Source organism: Streptomyces sp. NPDC053493 (genome assembly GCF_044544825.1).
Taxonomy (GTDB): domain Bacteria; phylum Actinomycetota; class Actinomycetes; order Streptomycetales; family Streptomycetaceae; genus Streptomyces.
In genome coordinates, this window is sequence record NZ_JBITXS010000006.1 from 213,723 (window position 1) to 231,190 (window position 17,468).

15 protein-coding genes are annotated in these 17,468 nt (G+C 73.2%); 9 read left to right on the forward strand and 6 right to left on the reverse strand.

All coding sequences use genetic code 11. From position 1 onward, the window contains the following. Positions 1-317 precede the first annotated feature (317 nt). The 4 genes from ACIGO8_RS19540 to ACIGO8_RS19555 all read left to right on the forward strand — a co-directional run bounded on the left by ACIGO8_RS19540 (position 318) and on the right by ACIGO8_RS19555 (position 4,875). Positions 318-1,553 carry a glycine betaine/L-proline ABC transporter ATP-binding protein gene (locus tag ACIGO8_RS19540; protein WP_399731813.1) on the forward strand — a complete coding sequence of 412 codons (1,236 nt, stop codon included), beginning with the start codon at positions 318-320 and terminating at the stop codon, positions 1,551-1,553. After that, positions 1,546-3,357 (forward strand): ABC transporter permease/substrate binding protein, encoded by a 1,812-nt coding sequence (locus ACIGO8_RS19545; protein ID WP_399731820.1) that lies wholly within the window; start codon positions 1,546-1,548, stop codon positions 3,355-3,357. The genes ACIGO8_RS19540 and ACIGO8_RS19545 overlap by 8 nt, the downstream gene beginning before the upstream one ends. Before the next feature lie 247 nt (positions 3,358-3,604). Further along, a complete protein-coding gene (locus tag ACIGO8_RS19550; RefSeq protein WP_399731823.1) occupies positions 3,605-4,156 on the forward strand; it encodes a helix-turn-helix domain-containing protein in 552 nt (183 codons plus the stop codon). Continuing rightward, entirely contained in the window at positions 4,153-4,875 is a 723-nt protein-coding gene (locus tag ACIGO8_RS19555; protein ID WP_399731826.1) for a helical backbone metal receptor, read from the forward strand. The genes ACIGO8_RS19550 and ACIGO8_RS19555 overlap by 4 nt, the downstream gene beginning before the upstream one ends. Here ACIGO8_RS19555 and ACIGO8_RS19560 read toward each other — a convergent pair. Beyond that, positions 4,802-5,968 carry a TDT family transporter gene (locus ACIGO8_RS19560; protein WP_399731829.1) on the reverse strand — a complete coding sequence of 389 codons (1,167 nt, stop codon included), beginning with the start codon at positions 5,966-5,968 and terminating at the stop codon, positions 4,802-4,804. The two genes, ACIGO8_RS19555 and ACIGO8_RS19560, sit on opposite strands and share 74 nt — an antisense overlap. Positions 5,969-6,038: 70 nt before the next feature. On the opposite strand from ACIGO8_RS19560, the gene ACIGO8_RS19565 reads away from it, so the two are divergent. Then, complete coding sequence (locus tag ACIGO8_RS19565) at positions 6,039-6,977, forward strand: LysR family transcriptional regulator (protein WP_399731832.1); 939 nt, start codon at positions 6,039-6,041, stop codon at positions 6,975-6,977. 30 nt (positions 6,978-7,007) lie between these two features. Here ACIGO8_RS19565 and ACIGO8_RS19570 read toward each other — a convergent pair whose 3' ends face one another. Together ACIGO8_RS19570 and ACIGO8_RS19575 are read right to left on the reverse strand one after the other, a co-directional pair. Next, on the reverse strand, positions 7,008-8,624 hold the full coding sequence (locus ACIGO8_RS19570; protein WP_399731834.1) for an amidohydrolase: 1,617 nt from the start codon (positions 8,622-8,624) through the stop codon (positions 7,008-7,010). 86 nt (positions 8,625-8,710) lie between these two features. Beyond that, positions 8,711-9,373 carry a TetR/AcrR family transcriptional regulator gene (locus tag ACIGO8_RS19575; protein ID WP_399731837.1) on the reverse strand — a complete coding sequence of 221 codons (663 nt, stop codon included), beginning with the start codon at positions 9,371-9,373 and terminating at the stop codon, positions 8,711-8,713. A 67-nt stretch (positions 9,374-9,440) separates the two neighbouring features. Here ACIGO8_RS19575 and ACIGO8_RS19580 point away from each other — a divergent pair, with 67 nt between their 5' ends. Next, positions 9,441-10,841 (forward strand): purine-cytosine permease family protein, encoded by a 1,401-nt coding sequence (locus ACIGO8_RS19580; RefSeq protein WP_399731839.1) that lies wholly within the window; start codon positions 9,441-9,443, stop codon positions 10,839-10,841. Here ACIGO8_RS19580 and ACIGO8_RS19585 read toward each other — a convergent pair. The 3 genes from ACIGO8_RS19585 to ACIGO8_RS19595 all read right to left on the reverse strand — a co-directional run bounded on the left by ACIGO8_RS19585 (position 10,831) and on the right by ACIGO8_RS19595 (position 13,849). Beyond that, a complete protein-coding gene (locus ACIGO8_RS19585; RefSeq protein ID WP_399731842.1) occupies positions 10,831-11,517 on the reverse strand; it encodes a gamma-glutamyl-gamma-aminobutyrate hydrolase family protein in 687 nt (228 codons plus the stop codon). The two genes, ACIGO8_RS19580 and ACIGO8_RS19585, sit on opposite strands and share 11 nt — an antisense overlap. Before the next feature lie 28 nt (positions 11,518-11,545). After that, positions 11,546-12,994: an ethanolamine permease gene (gene eat, locus ACIGO8_RS19590; RefSeq protein WP_399731845.1), complete on the reverse strand. Its 1,449-nt coding sequence runs from the start codon at positions 12,992-12,994 to the stop codon at positions 11,546-11,548. Positions 12,995-13,120: 126 nt separating this feature from the next. Continuing rightward, positions 13,121-13,849 carry a FadR/GntR family transcriptional regulator gene (locus tag ACIGO8_RS19595; RefSeq protein WP_399731847.1) on the reverse strand — a complete coding sequence of 243 codons (729 nt, stop codon included), beginning with the start codon at positions 13,847-13,849 and terminating at the stop codon, positions 13,121-13,123. Between the two features lie 78 nt (positions 13,850-13,927). On the opposite strand from ACIGO8_RS19595, the gene ACIGO8_RS19600 reads away from it, so the two are divergent. The 3 genes from ACIGO8_RS19600 to ACIGO8_RS19610 are packed head-to-tail and all read left to right on the forward strand — an operon-like array spanning position 13,928 to position 17,453. Then, positions 13,928-15,292 (forward strand): glutamine synthetase family protein, encoded by a 1,365-nt coding sequence (locus ACIGO8_RS19600; protein ID WP_399731850.1) that lies wholly within the window; start codon positions 13,928-13,930, stop codon positions 15,290-15,292. Positions 15,293-15,300: 8 nt separating this feature from the next. After that, a complete protein-coding gene (locus ACIGO8_RS19605) occupies positions 15,301-16,674 on the forward strand; it encodes an aldehyde dehydrogenase family protein (RefSeq protein ID WP_399731853.1) in 1,374 nt (457 codons plus the stop codon). Continuing rightward, the gene (locus tag ACIGO8_RS19610) at positions 16,671-17,453 is read left to right on the forward strand and encodes a 3-oxoacyl-ACP reductase (protein ID WP_399731855.1); all 783 of its coding nucleotides are present in this window, start codon (positions 16,671-16,673) and stop codon (positions 17,451-17,453) included. The genes ACIGO8_RS19605 and ACIGO8_RS19610 overlap by 4 nt, the downstream gene beginning before the upstream one ends. Positions 17,454-17,468: the final 15 nt, after the last annotated feature.

The following is a 17,468-nucleotide window of genomic DNA, read 5'->3' on the forward strand; positions in this document are numbered from 1 at the left end:
GCACCCCACCGACACCGCCACCGAATGCCGGGGCCCCAGCCCGACGCCTACGCCGACGCCGACACCGAATGCCGGTGCCCCCGGCCCGACGCCGAAGCCCGACGCCGACGCCCGCCCCGAGACCCACCCCGCGTGACCCCCGTCACCTTTGCGTTTGCACTGAAACCCCCCGGGCAGGCGCGTGCCCGGAGCGGACCCGGTACGCGATTCAACATAAAGAATCCGTACGCGACGGGCGCAGCGGGCAGATCCCGCCCCGCTCCACGGCCCGGCTGCGGGGGTGGCGGGCCGTTTTCGTTGCTACCCGTGAGGTGTATGTGTCCAGGCTCCAGGCCGACCACCTGTACAAGGTGTTCGGCAGACGACCCGACGAAGCAGTCCGCAAACTCGCCGACGACCGTGCCGACCGCGACGCCTTGCGCGCCGAGGGCACGACGGCGGCCGTGATCGACGCGTCCTTCGCCGTCGACCCCGGTCAGATCTTCGTCGTCATGGGTCTGTCGGGCTCGGGCAAGTCGACCCTCCTGCGCATGCTCAACGGTCTGCTCACCCCCACCGCGGGCCGTGTCCTCTTCGACGGCCGGGACCTGACCGCGCTCTCTCCCCGCGAGCTGCGCGACGTCCGGTCGAAGAAGATCAGCATGGTGTTCCAGCACTTCGCGCTCTTCCCGCACCGCAGCGTCCTCGAGAACGCCGCCTACGGCCTCGAGGTCCAGGGCGTCGGGCGCGCCGAGCGCGAGAAGCGGGCCGCCGAGGCCCTGGAGCTGTGCGGCCTCGCCGGCTGGGAGAAGTCCTGGCCGGACGAGCTCTCCGGCGGCATGCAGCAGCGCGTCGGCCTCGCCCGCGCGCTCGCCACCGACGCCGACCTGCTCCTCATGGACGAGTCCTTCAGCGCGCTCGACCCGCTGATCCGGCGCGACATGCAGGACCAGCTGCTCGTGCTCCAGCAGAAGCTGAAGAAGACCATCGTCTTCATCACGCACGACCTGAACGAGGCCATGCGTCTCGGTGACCGCATCGCCGTCATGCGCGACGGCCGGATCGTCCAGCTCGGCACCGCCGAGGACATCCTGGTGCGCCCCGCCAACGACTACGTGGCCTCCTTCATCCAGGACGTCGACCGCACCCGGGTGCTCACGGCCGCCGCCGTGATGACCGACGGCACCGTCGCCGCCGGCGACTGCCCGCCGGGCTGCGGCTGCGAGCCGGTCGCTCCCGAGACCCCGCTGGCCGAGCTGTGCGCCGTCTCGGCGCGCTCGCTGCACCCGGTGGCCGTCGAGAACGCCGACGGCACGGTCCTCGGCGTCGTCGCCCAGGACCGCCTCCTCGGCGTCATGGGCGGCCTCGACGCGGACATCGACCTCGGCGCCGACGCCAACGACGCCACCGGCGTCCCCGGCGTCCCCGGCGCGCTCGCGGCCCCCGCCCCGGCCGCCGCCTCGACCGCTCCGACCACCGCCCCGGCCGCCCCGGCGATTCCCGCCGCCCGCGCCGTCGGCGACCACGACACCGACCACGACACCGACGCGAAGGAGGTGACCAGCCGTGCCTAGGCTTCCCCTCGGCCAGTGGGTCGACAGCACCGTCGACTGGCTCCAGGCCCAGCTCTCCTGGCTCTTCGACGCCGTCACGACCGTCGTCACCGGCCTCTACGACGGCATCGACGCCGTCCTGTCCGCGCCCCAGCCGCTCCTCTTCGCCGGCATCCTGGCCGTCGTCGCCTGGTGGCTGCGCGGCCTCAGCGCCGGTGTCCTCGCCTTCGCGGGCTTCGCCCTCGTCGACTCGATCGAGCTGTGGGACGACGCCATGGCGACCCTGTCGCTCGTGCTCGTCGCCACCCTGGTCACCCTGGTGATCGCCGTACCGCTCGGCATCTGGGCGGCCCGCTCCAAGACCGTCAGCGCCGTGCTGCGCCCGGTCCTGGACTTCATGCAGACCATGCCGGCGATGGTCTACCTCATCCCCGGCATCATCTTCTTCGGCGTCGGCGTGGTGCCCGGCATCATCGCCACCATCGTCTTCGCCCTGCCGCCCGGCGTGCGCATGACCGAACTCGGCATCCGCCAGGTCGACGGCGAGCTCGTCGAGGCCGCCGAGGCCTTCGGCACCACGCCGCGCAACACCCTGCTGCGCGTCCAGCTACCGCTCGCCCTTCCCACGATCATGGCGGGCGTCAACCAGGTGATCATGCTGGGCCTGTCCATGGTCGTCATCGCCGGCATGGTCGGCGGCGGCGGGCTCGGCGGCGCGGTCTACCGCGCCATCGGCAACGTCGACATCGGCCTCGGCTTCGAGGCCGGCATCTCCATCGTCATCATGGCCATGTACCTCGACCGGATGACCGGCGCCCTGGGGCGTCAGGTCTCGCCGCTCGGCCGCCGTGCCGCCGCGAAGGCGCGCGCCGCGAGCGCCGCCCGGGCCGGGGCCAAGCTGTGGGCCCACCGCCCGCAGCCCGTCACCGCCCTCGTCGGCGTCGTCGTCCTCGCGCTCGTCGCGGGCGGCGTGGGCTTCCTCGGCGGCGCCGGCGGCTCGTCGTCCACCGCGGCCGGCGGCGCGAACACCGGCCACGGCAAGAAGATCAGCCTCGGCTACATCCCGTGGGACGAGGGCATCGCCTCCACCTTCCTCTGGAAGGAGCTCCTGGAGCGCCACGGCTACGAGGTCGACACCAAGCAGCTGGAGGCCGGCGCGCTCTACACCGGTCTGGCCGGCGGCCAGATCGACTTCCAGACGGATTCCTGGCTGCCCGTCACCCACGCCCAGTACTGGAAGAAGTACCAGAACAAGCTGGAGGACCTCGGCGCCTGGTACGGCCCCACCTCCCTGGAGCTGACCGTCCCCTCGTACATGAAGGACGTGAACACCCTCGCCGACCTCAAGGGCAAGGCCGGGCAGTTCAAGGGCCGGATCGTCGGCATCGAGCCGAGCGCCGGAATGATGGGCATCCTCAAGGACAAGGTCGTCAAGGACTACGGCCTGGAGGGCGAGTACAAGGTCGTCGACGGGTCCACGCCCGGCATGCTGGCCGAACTCAAGCGCGCGTACGACAAGAAGGAGCCGATCGCGGTCACCCTCTGGTCGCCGCACTGGGCCTACTCCACCTACGACCTGAAGAAGCTGAAGGACCCGAAGGGCAGCTGGGGCAAGGGCGACGGCGTCCACACCCTCGCCCGCAAGGGCTTCGCCGCCGACAACCCCGAGGTCGGCGCCTGGCTGAAGAACTTCAAGCTCAGCGAGAAGGAGCTGACCGGCCTGGAGGCCGTCATCCAGGAGACCGGCAAGGGCAAGGAGCAGCAGGCCGTCCGGACGTGGCTCGACCGCAACCCGGGCGTCGCGGAGCGGCTCGCCCCGCAGTAGACCGGTCTCGCGGAGCGACTCGCCCCGCAGCGGATCCGCAGCGAATCCGCGGTGGATCCACGGCGGATCCGCAGGAGATCTCGCAGCAGCTCTGCAAGAGATCCGATTCGCTCCGAAAAGGGGTGGTCGCCGAGCGTGTTCGGCGGCCACCCCTTTTCGCCACGACGCGAAACCCCGCCCCAAAGCTGCGTAAGGTTCAGTTAACCGACCAGTACGAGACCCGAGCGACACGAGGGAGGGGGCCGACATGGACGACAAGGAGTCGCTGCGCGTGGGCGCGGCCGTCAAGAGGCGCCGCCGGGCGCTCCAGCTCACCCTGGCCGTCGTCGCCCAGCGCAGCGGTCTGTCCGTGCCCTTCCTCAGCCAGGTCGAGAACGAGCGGGCCCGCCCGAGCGACCGCTCGCTCCAGCTCGTCGCCGGGGCCCTGGAGACCACCGCCGCCGAGCTGCTCGCCGCCGCCGAGGCCGCCCGCACGGTGGACGTCGTGCGCGCCGACGAGGAGCTGTGGGAGATGCCTCCGGGCGTACGCCCGCTGGTCCGCGGCCGGCACCAGCTGCAGGCCCTCGAGTTCACCGGCGAGCAGGACGCCGGACGCGAATTCCTGCACCGCAACGACGAGTTGATGTACGTCGCCGACGGCGCCGTCGAGGTCGAGGCCGAAGGCCGCGCCTACCGCCTCGACCGCGGCGACACCCTCTACCTCTCCGGCGGCGTGCGGCACCGGTGGCGGGCCACCGCGCCCGGCACCCGGCTGGTCTTCGTGTCCGTCGCCGACCACATCGAGGCCGCCGAGGGATGAGGGTCGTCTCCCTGGTCCCGTCGCTGACCGAGGCGATCGCCGTCTCCGCGCCCGGCGCACTGGCCGGCGTCACCGACTGGTGCACGCACCCGGCCGGTCTCGCCGGCGTCGTACGGATCGGCGGGACCAAGAACCCGGACACGGCCGCGATCGCGGCCCTCCGCCCCGATCTGGTGATCGCCAACGAGGAGGAGAACCGGCAGCCCGACCTCGACGCCCTGCGGGCCGCCGGGCTCCAGGTGCTCGTCACCGAGATCCGTACGCTCGACCAGGCCTTCGCCGAACTCGACCGGGTGCTCGCCGGGTGCGGCGTACGCAGCCGGCCGGACTGGCTGGACGCGGCCGAGGCGGCCTGGGCGGACGTGACGCCCGACGGCCCGCCCGTGACCGCCGTCGTACCGGTGTGGCGGCGGCCCTGGATGGTCCTGGGCCGCGACACCTTCGCCGGTGACCTGCTCGCCCGGCTCGGCGTGCGCAATCTGTACGCCGGCCACGCCGAGCGCTATCCGCGGATCCCGCTCGACGAGCTGAACGCCGCCCGGCCCGACCTCGTCGTGCTGCCCGACGAGCCCTACCGCTTCACCCGCGACGACGGCCCCGAGGCGTTCCCCGGGGCCCCCGCCGCGCTCGTCGACGGACGTCACCTCACCTGGTACGGGCCGTCACTGGCCGAGGCGCCGCGGTCGCTGGCGCGGGCCCTGCGAGCAGCGCGCCGCTGACCAGGCCGCGCAGGGTGTGGGCGGCCGCCACCAGCCAGGCCGCGACCAGCAGCACGTACAGGCCGACGGCCAGCCAGCGGAACAGCGCGAGGCCGGTGTGCTGAGCCAGGCCCTCGGCCCCGGTCACACAGGTGCCGACGGGGAAGGTGAAGGCCCAGAAGGTCATCGCGAAACCCATGCCCCGGCGCCGGGCCCGCAGCACCAGGGCCGCGGCGAGCGCCAGCCACAGCAGGGCGAAACCCATGACCGGGACGCCGTACAGCACCGCGAACGCGGTGAAACCGTGGGCGTACGAGGCGGGAAGCACGCCCTGCGCGGCGTCGGCGAACTTGTTCGCGGCGGTCGTCGACTGGCCCAGCGGGCCCAGGACGAGGAACAGGGCCGGGGTGAGCGCGAGCGGCAGCGGGCCGCCGGTGACGAGACGTCCGAACACCAGCGGCAGCATGACGAGCGTGGCGAGGAGGCTCACGCCGAACATCGCGTGACAGAGGATCAGCAGGGTCTGCCGGGGCTCGCCCTGCGGAAGGTGGGGGAGCAGGAGAGGGCCGAGGGCGGCGGAGACCATGGGAGCGACGACGGGAAGCAGCCAGACCGGGGAGGCCTCGTCGATCCGGTGCCGGGTCACCATCAGGTACGGGACGGCGACGGCGGCCAGCAGGCCGGTCAGGGTGCCGGCGGTGAACAGGACCGTGTCGACGGCGACGGCGGCCGGCAGCCCGATCCAGTCCCGGCCGACGATCAGCGCGCCGCCGCCGACCGCGAGCAGCGCCATGGCCAGGCAGCCGTAGAACGGGGCCGTCGCCGGGTCGAGCAGGTGCTCACGGGCCCGGTCGCGGTGGTGCGTCCAGTGCAGGGCGCGGGCGGTGAGCAGCGTCAGGAGCATCGCCAGGGACAGCGCCCAGACGGCGGCGCAGGCGGTGCGCAGGCCGGGCACGGCGACCGGGAGGGTGGCTCCGGCGTTGGCGAGGATGGCGGTGCCCATCACGGAGGCGTACCAGTTCGGGCCGAGGTGACGGACGGAGGTCCACCGGGCGCCGGGGGTGGTGGCGAGGCGGACGGACCGGGCCGACTGCGAAGGTGCGAGTGTTGCCATGAGGTCACCGTCTCGCGTGATCAGGGCCCCCACCAGGGACAACGTGGCTATGAGGTCATAAGCTGGCGTTATGACCAGCGAGCCGGGTGACACCGCCCCCCACTTGTCCCACCGGGTACCCGACCTCGGCGCGCTCGAACTGCTCCTCGCGGTCGCCCGGCACGGCAGCCTGGGCCGCGCCGCCCGCGAGGTCGGCATCTCGCAGCCCGCCGCCAGCGGCCGCATCCGCTCGATGGAACGGCAGCTGGGCGTGGCCCTGGTGGACCGGTCGCCGCGCGGGTCGCGGCTCACCGACGCGGGAGCGCTGGTCACGGACTGGGCGCGGCGGATCGTCGAGGCGGCGGAGGCCTTCGACGCGGGCGTCCAGGCACTGCGGGGACGACGGGACTCGCGGCTGCGGGTGGCGGCGTCCATGACGATCGCCGAGTACCTGCTGCCGGGCTGGCTCATCGCGCTGCGGGCCGAGCGGCCCGACACGGCCGTGTCCCTGCAGGCCGGGAACTCGGCCGCGGTCGCGGAGCGCCTGCTCGCCGGCGAGGCGGACCTGGGCTTCGTGGAGGGCCTCGCCGTGCCGGAGGGCCTGGAGGGCGCGGTGGTCGCCCACGACCGGCTGGCCGTCGTGACGGCTCCCTCGCACCCGTGGGCCCGCCGCCGCAAGGCCCTCGACCCGGCCGAACTGGCCGCCACCCCGCTGGTGCTGCGCGAGCGCGGCTCCGGCACCCGGCAGGTCCTCGACGCGGCCCTCGCCGCGCACGGCGGCCTCGCCCAGCCGCTCCTGGAGCTCGCCTCCACGACCGCGGTGAAGGCGGCGGCCGTCAGCGCCGCGGGCCCGGCCGTCCTGAGCGAACTCGCCGTCGCCGAGGAACTCGCCTCCCGCCGCCTGGTCGCGGTCCCGGTGGCCGGCGTCCTGCTCCGCCGGGACCTGCGAGCGGTATGGCCCACGGGCCACCGCCCCACGGGCCCGGCCCGCGACCTCCTGTCCCTGACGCGAGCCCGCCCGGCGGGCTGACGCGGCTCGCCTGCGCGTGCCCGCGGGCGTTCACACCTCCGTGCCGCGGTGCGTGACGCGGCCGTCCACCGTCGTCAGGACGACCGGGACCTGGGGGAGGTCCTCGGCCGGGGTGGTCAGCGGGTCGGAGGCGAGGACGGTGAGGTCGGCGCGGTGGCCGACCGTCAGGCGGCCGGCCTCGTGTTCCTCGGCCGCCGCGAAGGCCGCGTTGACGGTCATGCCGCGCAGGGCCTCCAGCGCGGTGAGGGCCTGTTCCGGGGCGTGCGGCGGCTGGGTCAGGTCGCGGGTGGGGCGGCGGTGGCGGGCGCCCGCCATGACGCCGAGCGGCGGGAAGGGCGCGATCGGCCAGTCGGAGCCGAGGACCACGGTGGCGCCGGAGTCCCACAGGTCGCGGCAGCGCCAGGCCCGGGCCGCGCGCTCCTCGCCGAGACGGCGGGACCAGTTGTCGGTGTGGTCGGCGCGGGTGAAGTCGCAGCAGTGGGTGGGCTGCATGGAGGCGATGACGCCCAGTTCGGCGAAGCGGTGCAGGGTGTCGTCCGGGACCGTCTCGATGTGTTCGACGCGGTGCCGGAGGGAGGTCCCGGTCCGCTCGATCGCGTCCAGCGCGTGGCGCACGGCCGCGTCGCCGATGGCGTGGGTCGCGGTGGGGACGCCGGCGCGGGCCAGTTCGCCGATGACGCGGGTGTAGGCGGCCGGGTCGGGCCAGAAGGCGGCCGTGGACTCGCCGTGGCAGTCGGGCCGTTCCAGCCATGCCGTGCCGTTGTCGATGGTGCCGTCCATGAAGAGCTTGACGCCGTCCACCTTCCACAGCGCGCCGCCGGTCTTCTGCTGGGCGATGAGGGCCTGGACGCCGTCGGGGCCGGTGCCCGGCTGGCACCAGGGCGCGACGCGGAGGCGGAGCGGGAGTTGGCCGGCCTCGTCGAGTTCGGCGAGCAGGGCGAGGCTGTCGCCGTTGGCGTCCATGACGTGGCCGCCGGTCAGGCCGGCCGCGGCCATGGAGCGCAGCGCGGCGGCGAGGCGGTCGCGCCGTTCGGCGTGGGTGGGCCGCGGCGCGACGCGCTCGACCAGCTCGCAGGCGGCGTCCTCCTGGAGCAGACCGGTGGGCCGGCCCTGCTCGTCGCACACGATCTCCGCCGAGGCCTGGTCGAAGGTGCGCGGGCCGTCGACACCGGCGAGTTCGAGGGCGCGGCGGCTGGCGAGCGCGGAGTGGGCGTCGAAGAGGAGGAGGAAGGCGGGGACGCCGTCGAGGACGGTGTCGAAGGGCGCGACGGAGACGGGCTCGTCGCCGAACACGTTCGGGTCGAGGCCCCAGCCGAACAGCCAGTCGCCGCGCCCGAGTTCGCGTACGGCTCCGGCGAGGGCCGCGCGGACGTCGGCGAGGCCGGCGCAGTGCGACAGGTCGAGGCCGTGGGTGAGTTCGGCGCCGGTGACCGGGTGGAGGTGGCCGTCGACGAGCCCGCTGGTCACCACGGCGCCCTTGAGGTCGACGACCTCGGTCCGGGCGTCCGCGAGCGCGCGGATCTCCCGGTCGTCGCCGAGCGCGGCGATCCGTCCGTCGTCGGACACGGCGAGCGCGGTCTGCGGCAGGAAGGAGCCGGCGCCGGGGTCGAGCAGCCGGGCGGAGGTGAGGACGAGGCGGGCGCGCACAGGGGCTCCTGGAAGAACGGGACGGCGGGGTGCGGTCGGGCGGGTTCAGGTGGTGGGCGGGGCCTGCGGGGTGTGGTCGGGCGGGTTCAGGTGGTGGGCGGGGCCGGCGGCAGGGCGTTCGCCTCGCGGGTCAAGGTGCCCGCCGGCAGGCCGAGTTCGCGTTCGGCGGTGGTGACGGCCATCCGCAGGACGGCCTCGGGACGGTTCTCGCGGGAGGCGTTGGCGTGGACGCCGAGTCCGTCGAGGACGACGAGGATCTGGATCGCGGTGACGTGGGGATCGTCGGTCCGGAACTCGCCGGCGGCGACGCCGTCGCGGATGAGGCCTTCGAGGCGTTCGTCGGAGGCGAGCTCCTGCACGTGGACGCGCTCGCGCAGCACGGGGCGGTAGCGGCTGAGGTGGCGGGCGTTGATCCAGAGCCGGCTGATGTCGTCGTACGCCTCGCCGGAGGACAGCGCGAAGTAGCGCGCGAGGTACTGCGTGGGCGTCCCGTCGGGGCGGTCGGCGGGCAGCAGGGCGTCGAGCTCGCCGGTGGCGGCGGTGCCGAAGGCCTCCGCCACGAGGGTGTCGGCGGAGGGGAAGTAGTGGCTGATGAGTCCGGGCCGGACGCCGAGCTCGTCGGCGATCCGGCGCAGGGTCACGCACTCCAGGCCCTCGGTGAGGGCGACGGCCGCGGCCGCGTCGACGATCTCGGCGCGCCGGGCCTCGGGGGACTTGCGAACTCGTTTGCGCGGGACGCTTGACGACATGCGGGCGATGCTATTGAGTGTGCGACCAATAAGCAACCAGGTGGGCACGAAAGCACCGGAGGGCCGCATGGCTTCCAGCACTCCCGACCCGTCCGCGACCGACAGCGCCACCCGGATCGAGTCGCACGGCATCGACCACATCCCCGACGCCGAGCGGCACGGCCGCCCCAGCGAACTCTTCTCGATCTGGGCCGCCGCCAACGTCAACTACCTCAGCCTCGTCATCGGCGGCGCCCTGGTGCTGATGGGACTCGGGCTGGCGCAGGCGCTCGCGGTGATCGTCGTCGGGAACCTGTTCTGGCTGCTCACGGGCCTGCTCGCGGTGTCCGGGCCCGCGGCGGGCGCGCCGAGCGAGGTCATCACGCGGGCGATGTACGGAGTGCGCGGCAACCGCGTCAACAACGCCGTGACCGGCTGGACGATCTCCGTCTGCTACTTCGCGCTCAACCTGGCCGCGGCGGCCGGCGCCGCCTTCGCACTGGTCGAGAAGGCGGGCGTCACCGCGTCGACCGGGGTCAAGATCGTCGTGGTCCTGGTGATCGCGGCCGTCACCCTCACCATCGGCGTGTACGGGCACGGCCTCATCGTCCGGCTCTATCTGCCCCTCACCATCGCGCTGACGGCCGCCTTCGGCGTCGTCGCCTACGCGGTCCTCCGGCACGCCGACTTCCGCTACGCGCCCGACGCCCCGCTGACCGGCGCCGCGCTGTGGGCCGCCCTGCTCGCCGGCGTCACCCTCATCGCGGCGGGTCCGCTCTCGTACACCACCAGCGCCGACTTCTCGCGCTATCTGCCCGCGACGACCTCCCGGCGGGCGGTCGCCGGCTGGACCGCGCTCGGCGGTTTCCTGCCCAGCGTCGCGGTGAGCGCGCTCGGCGCGCTGGCGGCGACCGTGGTCGACATGACCGATCCGCAGGCGGCCCTGGAGTCGCTGCTGCCGGACTGGTTCTCGCCGGTGTTCCTGCTGGCGCTCGTCCTCGGCACGATCGCGATCAACGCGATGACCGCCTACAGCGCCGGCCTCGCCCTGCAGGCCGTGGGCCTGCGCATCCGCCGCTCGCGCAGCGTCCTCGTGGACGGCACGGTCGCGGTCGCCCTGACGCTCTACGCGCTGTTCGTCTCCAACTTCCTGGACACCGTCAGCAACGTCCTGCAGCTGACCGTCGTCCTGCTCGGCCCGGCCATGACCGTGTACGGGGTCGACATCCTGCTGCGCCGGGGCCGCTACGACGGCCCGGCGCTGATGGACGAGTCGCCGTCGGGACCCTTCTGGTACACCGCCGGCGTCAGTCCCGCCGGCGCCGGCGCCGTGCTCGTCGGCGGCGGCCTCGCCGCCCTGTGCGTCGACACGGCCTACACGGGCCCGGTGGCCCGCGCCCTCGGCGACGTCGACCTGTCCCTGCCCGTCGGCATGGTCGTCTCCGGCGTCCTCTACGCCCTGCTGATGCGCGGACGGGTCACCCGGTGACGGCCGCCGCCTCCACCAGGGCCCGCATCACCCGCAGGTCCTCGCCCATCTCCGGGTGCCACTGGACGCCCAGCGCCCAGACCGGCGCGGGCAGTTCGACCGCCTCGACGGTGCCGTCGGCGGCGTGCGCGGAGACGACGAGGTTCTTGCCGAGGACGTCGACGCACTGGTGGTGATAGGTCGGCACCGAGGTCCGCTCCGGCACCAGGGCGGCGTAGCGGGTGCCGGGCACCGGCGTCACGGGATGGCGGCCCATGACGCCGACCGCCTCGGTGTGGCCCTCCAGATGCTGGACGAGGGTGCCGCCCAGGGCCACGTTGAGCAGCTGCATGCCGCGGCAGATCCCGAGCAGCGGCGTCCCGGCGGCGAGGGCCGCCTCGATCAGGGCCAGTTCCCAGCTGTCCCGGGCCCGGGCCGGCGGACCGGTCCGCGGGTCGGGCTCGGCCCCGTACCGTACGGGCTCGACGTCCGCGCCGCCCGCGATCACCAGCCCGTCCAGCCGGGCGACGGTCTCGGCCGCCGCGTCCGGCTCGTCCGGCGGCAGCATCACGGCGAGCCCGCCGCTCTCCCGGACCAGCCGGGGATACGCGGCGGGCAGCAGCGCCGCCGGCAGGTCCCACACGCCCCAGCGGGCCTGGTCCAGATAGGTCGTCACACCGATGAGCGGCTTGGGCACAAGATCCTCCGGATTCCTGAAGAGACGATCAGCGTTCGAGTTCCGCCTCGGCCGCCGCCAGGGCCGCGAACTCCTCCTCGGGCGCCCGCGCCACCAGATGACGGCGACTGTAGAACGCGAAGTAGGCGAGGGCGACCACGTACACCCCGAGCGCCATGAGGGCCGCGTCCTTGTCGACCAGGAAGGTCGCGACGAGGGCCGACAGGGCGAGGACGAAGGCGACGGACGAGGTCACCACACCGCCCGGCGTCCGGTACGGGCGGGCGAGGCCCGGCTCGCGACGGCGCAGCACGATGTGGGAGAGCGCCATCAGGGCGTACGAGATGGTCGCGCCGAACACCGCGATGTTCAGCATCCGCGCCCCGTTCCCGGTGCCCGCCGCCAGGGCGAAGCCGAGCGCGCCCGGGATCAGCAGCCCCAGGTACGGCGACTTGCGGCGGCTGGTGAGCGAGAGGAAGCGGGGCAGGTAGCCGGCCCGGGACAGCGCGAAGAGCTGGCGGGAGCCCGCGTAGATCAGCGAGAAGAAGGAGGCGACCAGGCCCGCGAGCCCGGCGTAGTTGACGAAGCGGCTGAGGGCCGTCGGCCCGCCGTCGCCCTCGAGCGCGACCACCAGCGGGTTGCCGGCCTCCTGGACGGCGGCCGAGCCGCGCGCCCCGGTCGCGGCGAAGAAGGTCACCACCGCGAGCAGCACCAGGATGCCCATGGACAGCGCGAGCGCCCGCGGCATCGAGCGCACCGGGTCCTTGGCCTCCTCGGCGGCCAGCGGCACGCCCTCGACGCCCAGGAAGAACCACATGCCGAAGGGGAACGCGGCCCAGATGCCGAGGACGCCGAAGGGCAGCCAGGAGTTCGCGCCGAAGGCGCCGTCGTCCACCGGGATGTCGTTCAGGCCGTTCACATGGAAGTCGCTGAGCGCGCCGAGCGCGAAGACGAGCAGCGCGGCCACCGCGACGGCGGTGACGATCAGGCTGAAGCGCAGCGCCTCGCCCACGCCCCACAGGTGGATGCCGATGAAGAGCGCGAAGCAGGCGAGGTAGACGGGCCAGCCCGACTCCAGGCCGAAGAGCCCGAGGGACTCCACGTAGTCGCCGATGAAGATCGAGATGGCGGCGGGCGCCAGCACGTACTCGATCAGGATCGCCGTGCCGGTCAGGAAGCCGCCCCAGGTGCCGAGCGCCCGCCGCGCGAAGCCGTAGCCGCCGCCCGCCGTGGGCAGGATGGCGGACAGCTCGGCGAGCGAGAAGACCAGACAGGCGTACATCGCGCCCATGAGGACCATCGCGACGGCGAGTCCGCCGAAGCCGCCCTTGGACAGGCCGATGTTCCAGCCCGAGAAGTCGCCGGAGACGACGTACGCCACGCCGAGCCCGGTGAGCAGCAGCCAGCCGGCGCTGCCCCGGCGCAGTGTGCGCCGTTCCAGGTAGTCGTCGGGCGCGGTGGTGTTTCCTGTGGTGCCTGAGGTGTCTTCCAGCGTCATGGCCGCACTCAGCTCCCCGCAACGGGCCCAATGGATTGGTGCCATACCTTTGCGTCGCGGGGGCGGCCGGCGCAAGCCCTCTGCGTTACTTTCGGGTGACGCTTCGAGCCCGCACGCCTCCCGTCCTCAGGTGAGGAAGCCGCGCAGCAGCGCCGCCGTGCCCGCGCAGTGCTCCCGCATCACCTCGCGCGCCGCGTCCGCGTCCCCGTCGAGCACCGCCTCCACCAGCGCCGTGTGCTGGTGCTGCGAGTGCTCCAGATTGCGTACGAGCAGCGGGATGCAGTCCAGCAGGTCGTTGACGGTCGCCCGGACCGCCGCGTACTGCGCCGTCAGCGTCGGCGAGCCGGACAGCTCGGCCAGCGTCAGATGGAGCAGCGTGTCCTGCCGCCGGTAGTCGCCGAGCGGCGCGTCGTGCGTCGCCGCGAGCGCCGCCCGCAGCCGGCCGGCACCCTCCTCGTCCAGGCCGTGCGCCGCGCACAGGCCGGCCGCGCCCACCTCCAGGACCTCGCGGAAGCGCAGCGTGTCCTCGATGTCCACGGCCGCGATCCGGCGCCGCAGCTCCGCCTCGTCGGCGGTCTGCGGGCGGCGCAGCACGAACGTGCCGCCGTACCGGCCGCGCCGGCTCTCCACCAGGCCCTGCTCCTGCAGCACCTTGAGGACCTCGCGCAGCGTGACCCGGCTGATTCCCATCCGCTCCGCGAGCTCCCGCTCGGCCGGCAGCCGCTCCCCGCCCGGCACCAGGCCGAGCCGCACCACCTGCAGGATCTGCTCCAGGGCCTCCTCGAAGCCGTTGCCCGCGCGCACCGGCCGCAGCACCGGTGTCAGCCGGTCCGCCGATTCACTCGTACTGGCCACGTTTCCGTTTCCCCTTCCCAAGCAATGGTCCTGAGCAATACCTTATGGCTCCCGGCAGGCCGAAGGAGGAGTAATCCCGTGGCAGACCGCACATCACCGCTTCCCCTCGACGAGCTCCGCGCGCTCGTCGCGAGCGGCGAGATCGACACCGTCGTCCTGGCCTTCCCCGACATGCAGGGCAGGCTCCAGGGCAAGCGGTTCGCCGCGCCGTTCTTCCTCGACGAGGTGCTCGACCACGGCACCGAGGGCTGCAACTATCTTCTGGCCGTCGACACCGAGATGAACACCGTCGACGGCTACGAGATGTCCTCCTGGGACCGCGGCTACGGCGACTTCGCCATGCTCCCCGACCTCTCCACCCTGCGCCGCCTCCTCTGGAACGAGGCCACCGCCATGGTGACGGCCGACCTCGCCTGGAGCGACGGCAGCCCCGTCGTCGCGGCGCCCCGCCAGATCCTGCGCCGCCAGCTCGAACGCCTCGCCGCCCACGGCTTCACCGCCCACGTCGGCACCGAGCTGGAGTTCATCGTCTTCAAGGACACCTACGAGCAGGCCTGGGACGCCAACTACCGCGGCCTGACGCCGGCCAACCAGTACAACATCGACTACTCGGTGCTGGGAACCGGCCGGATCGAGCCCCTGCTGCGCCGCATCCGCAACGAGATGGCCGGCGCCGGCCTCACCGTCGAGTCCGCCAAGGGCGAGTGCAACCCCGGCCAGCACGAGATCGCCTTCCGCTACGACGAGGCCCTGGTCACCTGCGACCAGCACGCCGTCTACAAGACCGGCGCCAAGGAGATCGCCGCCCAGGAGGGCTGCTCGCTCACCTTCATGGCCAAGTACAACGAACGCGAGGGCAACTCCTGCCACATCCACCTCTCCCTCCAGGACGCCGACGGGCGCAACGTCATGGCCGGCGACGGGCCGGACGGCATGTCCGACGTCATGCGGCACTTCCTCGCCGGACAGCTCGCCGCCCTCCGCGACTTCTCGCTCCTCTACGCCCCCCACATCAACTCCTACAAGCGCTTCCAGCCCGGCTCCTTCGCTCCCACCGCCGTCGCCTGGGGCCACGACAACCGCACCTGCGCGCTGCGGGTCGTCGGCCACGGCCGCTCCACCCGCTTCGAGAACCGCCTCCCGGGCGGCGACGTCAACCCGTACCTTGCCGTCGCCGGACTCGTCGCCGCCGGCCTGCACGGCATCGAGCAGGGCCTCGAACTCCCGCCCGCCTGCACTGGCAACGCCTACGCCGGCGAGTACGAGCACGTCCCCACCACCCTGCGCGAGGCCGCCGAGCTCTGGGAGAACAGCGAGATCGCCAAGGCCGCCTTCGGCCCCGAGGTCGTCGCCCACTACCGCAACATGGCCCGCGTCGAACTCGACGCCTACGACGCCGCCGTCACCGACTGGGAACTGCGCCGCTCCTTCGAACGCATGTGAGGAACGACTTGCCGCACCAACTGCACGTCCTGAACCCGGCGACCGAGGAGCTCGTCGCCACCGTCCCCGCCGCCACCCGCGCCGACGTCGACACCGCCGTCGCCCGCGCCGCCGACGCCCAGCGGCACTGGGCCGCCGCCGCGCCAGCCGATCGCGCCCGGCTGCTGCGCCGCTTCGCCGCCGTCGTCGACGCCCACGTCGAGGAACTGGCCCTGCTCGAGGTCCGCGAGGCCGGCCACACCATCGGCAACGCCCGCTGGGAGGCCGGCAACGTCCGCGACCTGCTCGACTACGCGGCCGGCGGAGCCGAACGCCTCAACGGACGCCAGATCCCCGTCCCCGGCGGCATCGACCTCACGATCCTCGAACCCCTCGGCGTCGTCGGCGTCATCGCGCCCTGGAACTTCCCCATGCCGATCGCCGCCTGGGCCACCGCACCCGCCCTCGCCGCCGGCAACGCCGTCCTCCTCAAGCCCGCCGAGACCACCCCGCTCACCGCCCTCCGGCTCGCCGAACTCGCCCTGGAGGCCGGACTGCCCGAGGACCTCTTCCAGGTGCTGCCCGGCGAGGGCCCGGTCGCCGGCGACGCCCTCGTCGAACACCCCGGCGTCGCCAAGGTCGTCTTCACCGGCTCCACCCGGGTCGGCAAGCAGATCATGGCCAAGGCCGCCGGCCAGGTGAAGCGGGTCACCCTCGAACTCGGCGGCAAGAGCCCCAACATCGTCTTCGCCGACGCCGACTTGGAAGCCGCCGCGGCCGCCGCCCCGATGGCCTTCCTCGACAACAGCGGCCAGGACTGCTGCGCCCGCACCCGCATCCTCGTCCAGCGCAGCGTCCACGACCGCTTCCTGGAGCTGCTCACGCCCGCGATCGAGGAGATCGTCGTCGGCGACCCGCTCGACGAGCGCACCCAGATGGGCCCGCTCATCTCCCGCGCCCAGCTCGACCGCGTCCGCGCCTACGTCACCGACGACCTCACCGCCGTCCGCGGCAAGGCCCCCGAAGGCCCCGGCTTCTGGTACCCGCCGACCCTCCTCACCGGCGTCCCCGAGGACGCGCCCTGCGCCGTCGAGGAGGTCTTCGGGCCCGTCGCCGTCGTCCTGCCGTTCGAGGACGAGGCCGACGCGATCCGGCTCGCCAACGCCACCCCGTACGGCCTGTCCGGCTCGATCTGGACCCGAGACGTCGGCCGCGCCCTGCGCGCCACCCGCGCCGTCCGGGCCGGCAACCTCTCCGTCAACTCCCACTCCAGCGTCCGCTACTGGACCCCGTTCGGCGGCTTCGGCCAGTCCGGCCTCGGCCGGGAGCTGGGCCCCGACGCCCTGACCGCCTTCACCGAAACCAAGAACGTCTTCATCAGCACGGAGGGCCCCGCACTGTGAGCAACGAGAACATCTGCCGCCGGCTCGTCGGCCGCACCGCCGTCATCACCGGCGCCGGCAGCGGCATCGGCCTCGCCACCGCCCGCCGCCTCGCCTCCGAGGGCGCGAACGTGGTCTGCGGAGACATCGACGAGCGGGCCGGCAAGGCCGCCGCCGAGGAGGTCGGCGGCACCTTCGTCAAGGTCGACGTCACCGACCCGGAGGAGGTCGAGGCCCTCTTCCGCACCGCCTTCGAGACCTACGGCTCCGTCGACATCGCCTTCAACAACGCCGGCATCTCGCCGCCCGACGACGACTCCATCCTGGAGACCGGCCTGGAGGCCTGGAAGCGCGTCCAGGACGTCAACCTCACCTCCGTCTACCTGTGCTGCAAGGCCGCCCTGCCCTACATGCGCCGGCAGGGCAAGGGCTCCATCATCAACACCGCCTCCTTCGTCGCGATCATGGGCGCGGCCACCAGCCAGATCTCCTACACCGCCTCCAAGGGCGGCGTGCTCGCCATGTCCCGCGAGCTCGGCGTCCAGTTCGCCCGCGAGGGCATCCGCGTCAACGCGCTCTGCCCCGGCCCCGTCAACACCCCGCTCCTGCAGGAGTTGTTCGCCAAGGACCCCGAGCGCGCCGCGCGCCGCCTGGTCCACATCCCGGTCGGCCGGTTCGCCGAGGCCGAGGAGATCGCCGCCGCGGTCGCCTTCCTCGCCAGCGACGACTCCTCCTTCGTCAACGCCACCGACTTCCTCGTCGACGGCGGCATCTCCGGCGCGTACGTGACCCCGCTCTAACCGTTCACCCCGCAT

Coding starts and splice junctions, on each gene's coding strand:
- eat (WP_399731845.1), bottom strand. CDS start 12,994: ATGACGCTGGAAGACACCTCAGGCACCACAGGAAACACCACCGCGCCC.
- ACIGO8_RS19550 (WP_399731823.1), top strand. CDS start 3,605: ATGGACGACAAGGAGTCGCTGCGCGTGGGCGCGGCCGTCAAGAGGCGC.
- ACIGO8_RS19555 (WP_399731826.1), top strand. CDS start 4,153: ATGAGGGTCGTCTCCCTGGTCCCGTCGCTGACCGAGGCGATCGCCGTC.
- ACIGO8_RS19575 (WP_399731837.1), bottom strand. CDS start 9,373: ATGTCGTCAAGCGTCCCGCGCAAACGAGTTCGCAAGTCCCCCGAGGCC.
- ACIGO8_RS19580 (WP_399731839.1), top strand. CDS start 9,441: ATGGCTTCCAGCACTCCCGACCCGTCCGCGACCGACAGCGCCACCCGG.
- ACIGO8_RS19560 (WP_399731829.1), bottom strand. CDS start 5,968: ATGGCAACACTCGCACCTTCGCAGTCGGCCCGGTCCGTCCGCCTCGCC.
- ACIGO8_RS19565 (WP_399731832.1), top strand. CDS start 6,039: ATGACCAGCGAGCCGGGTGACACCGCCCCCCACTTGTCCCACCGGGTA.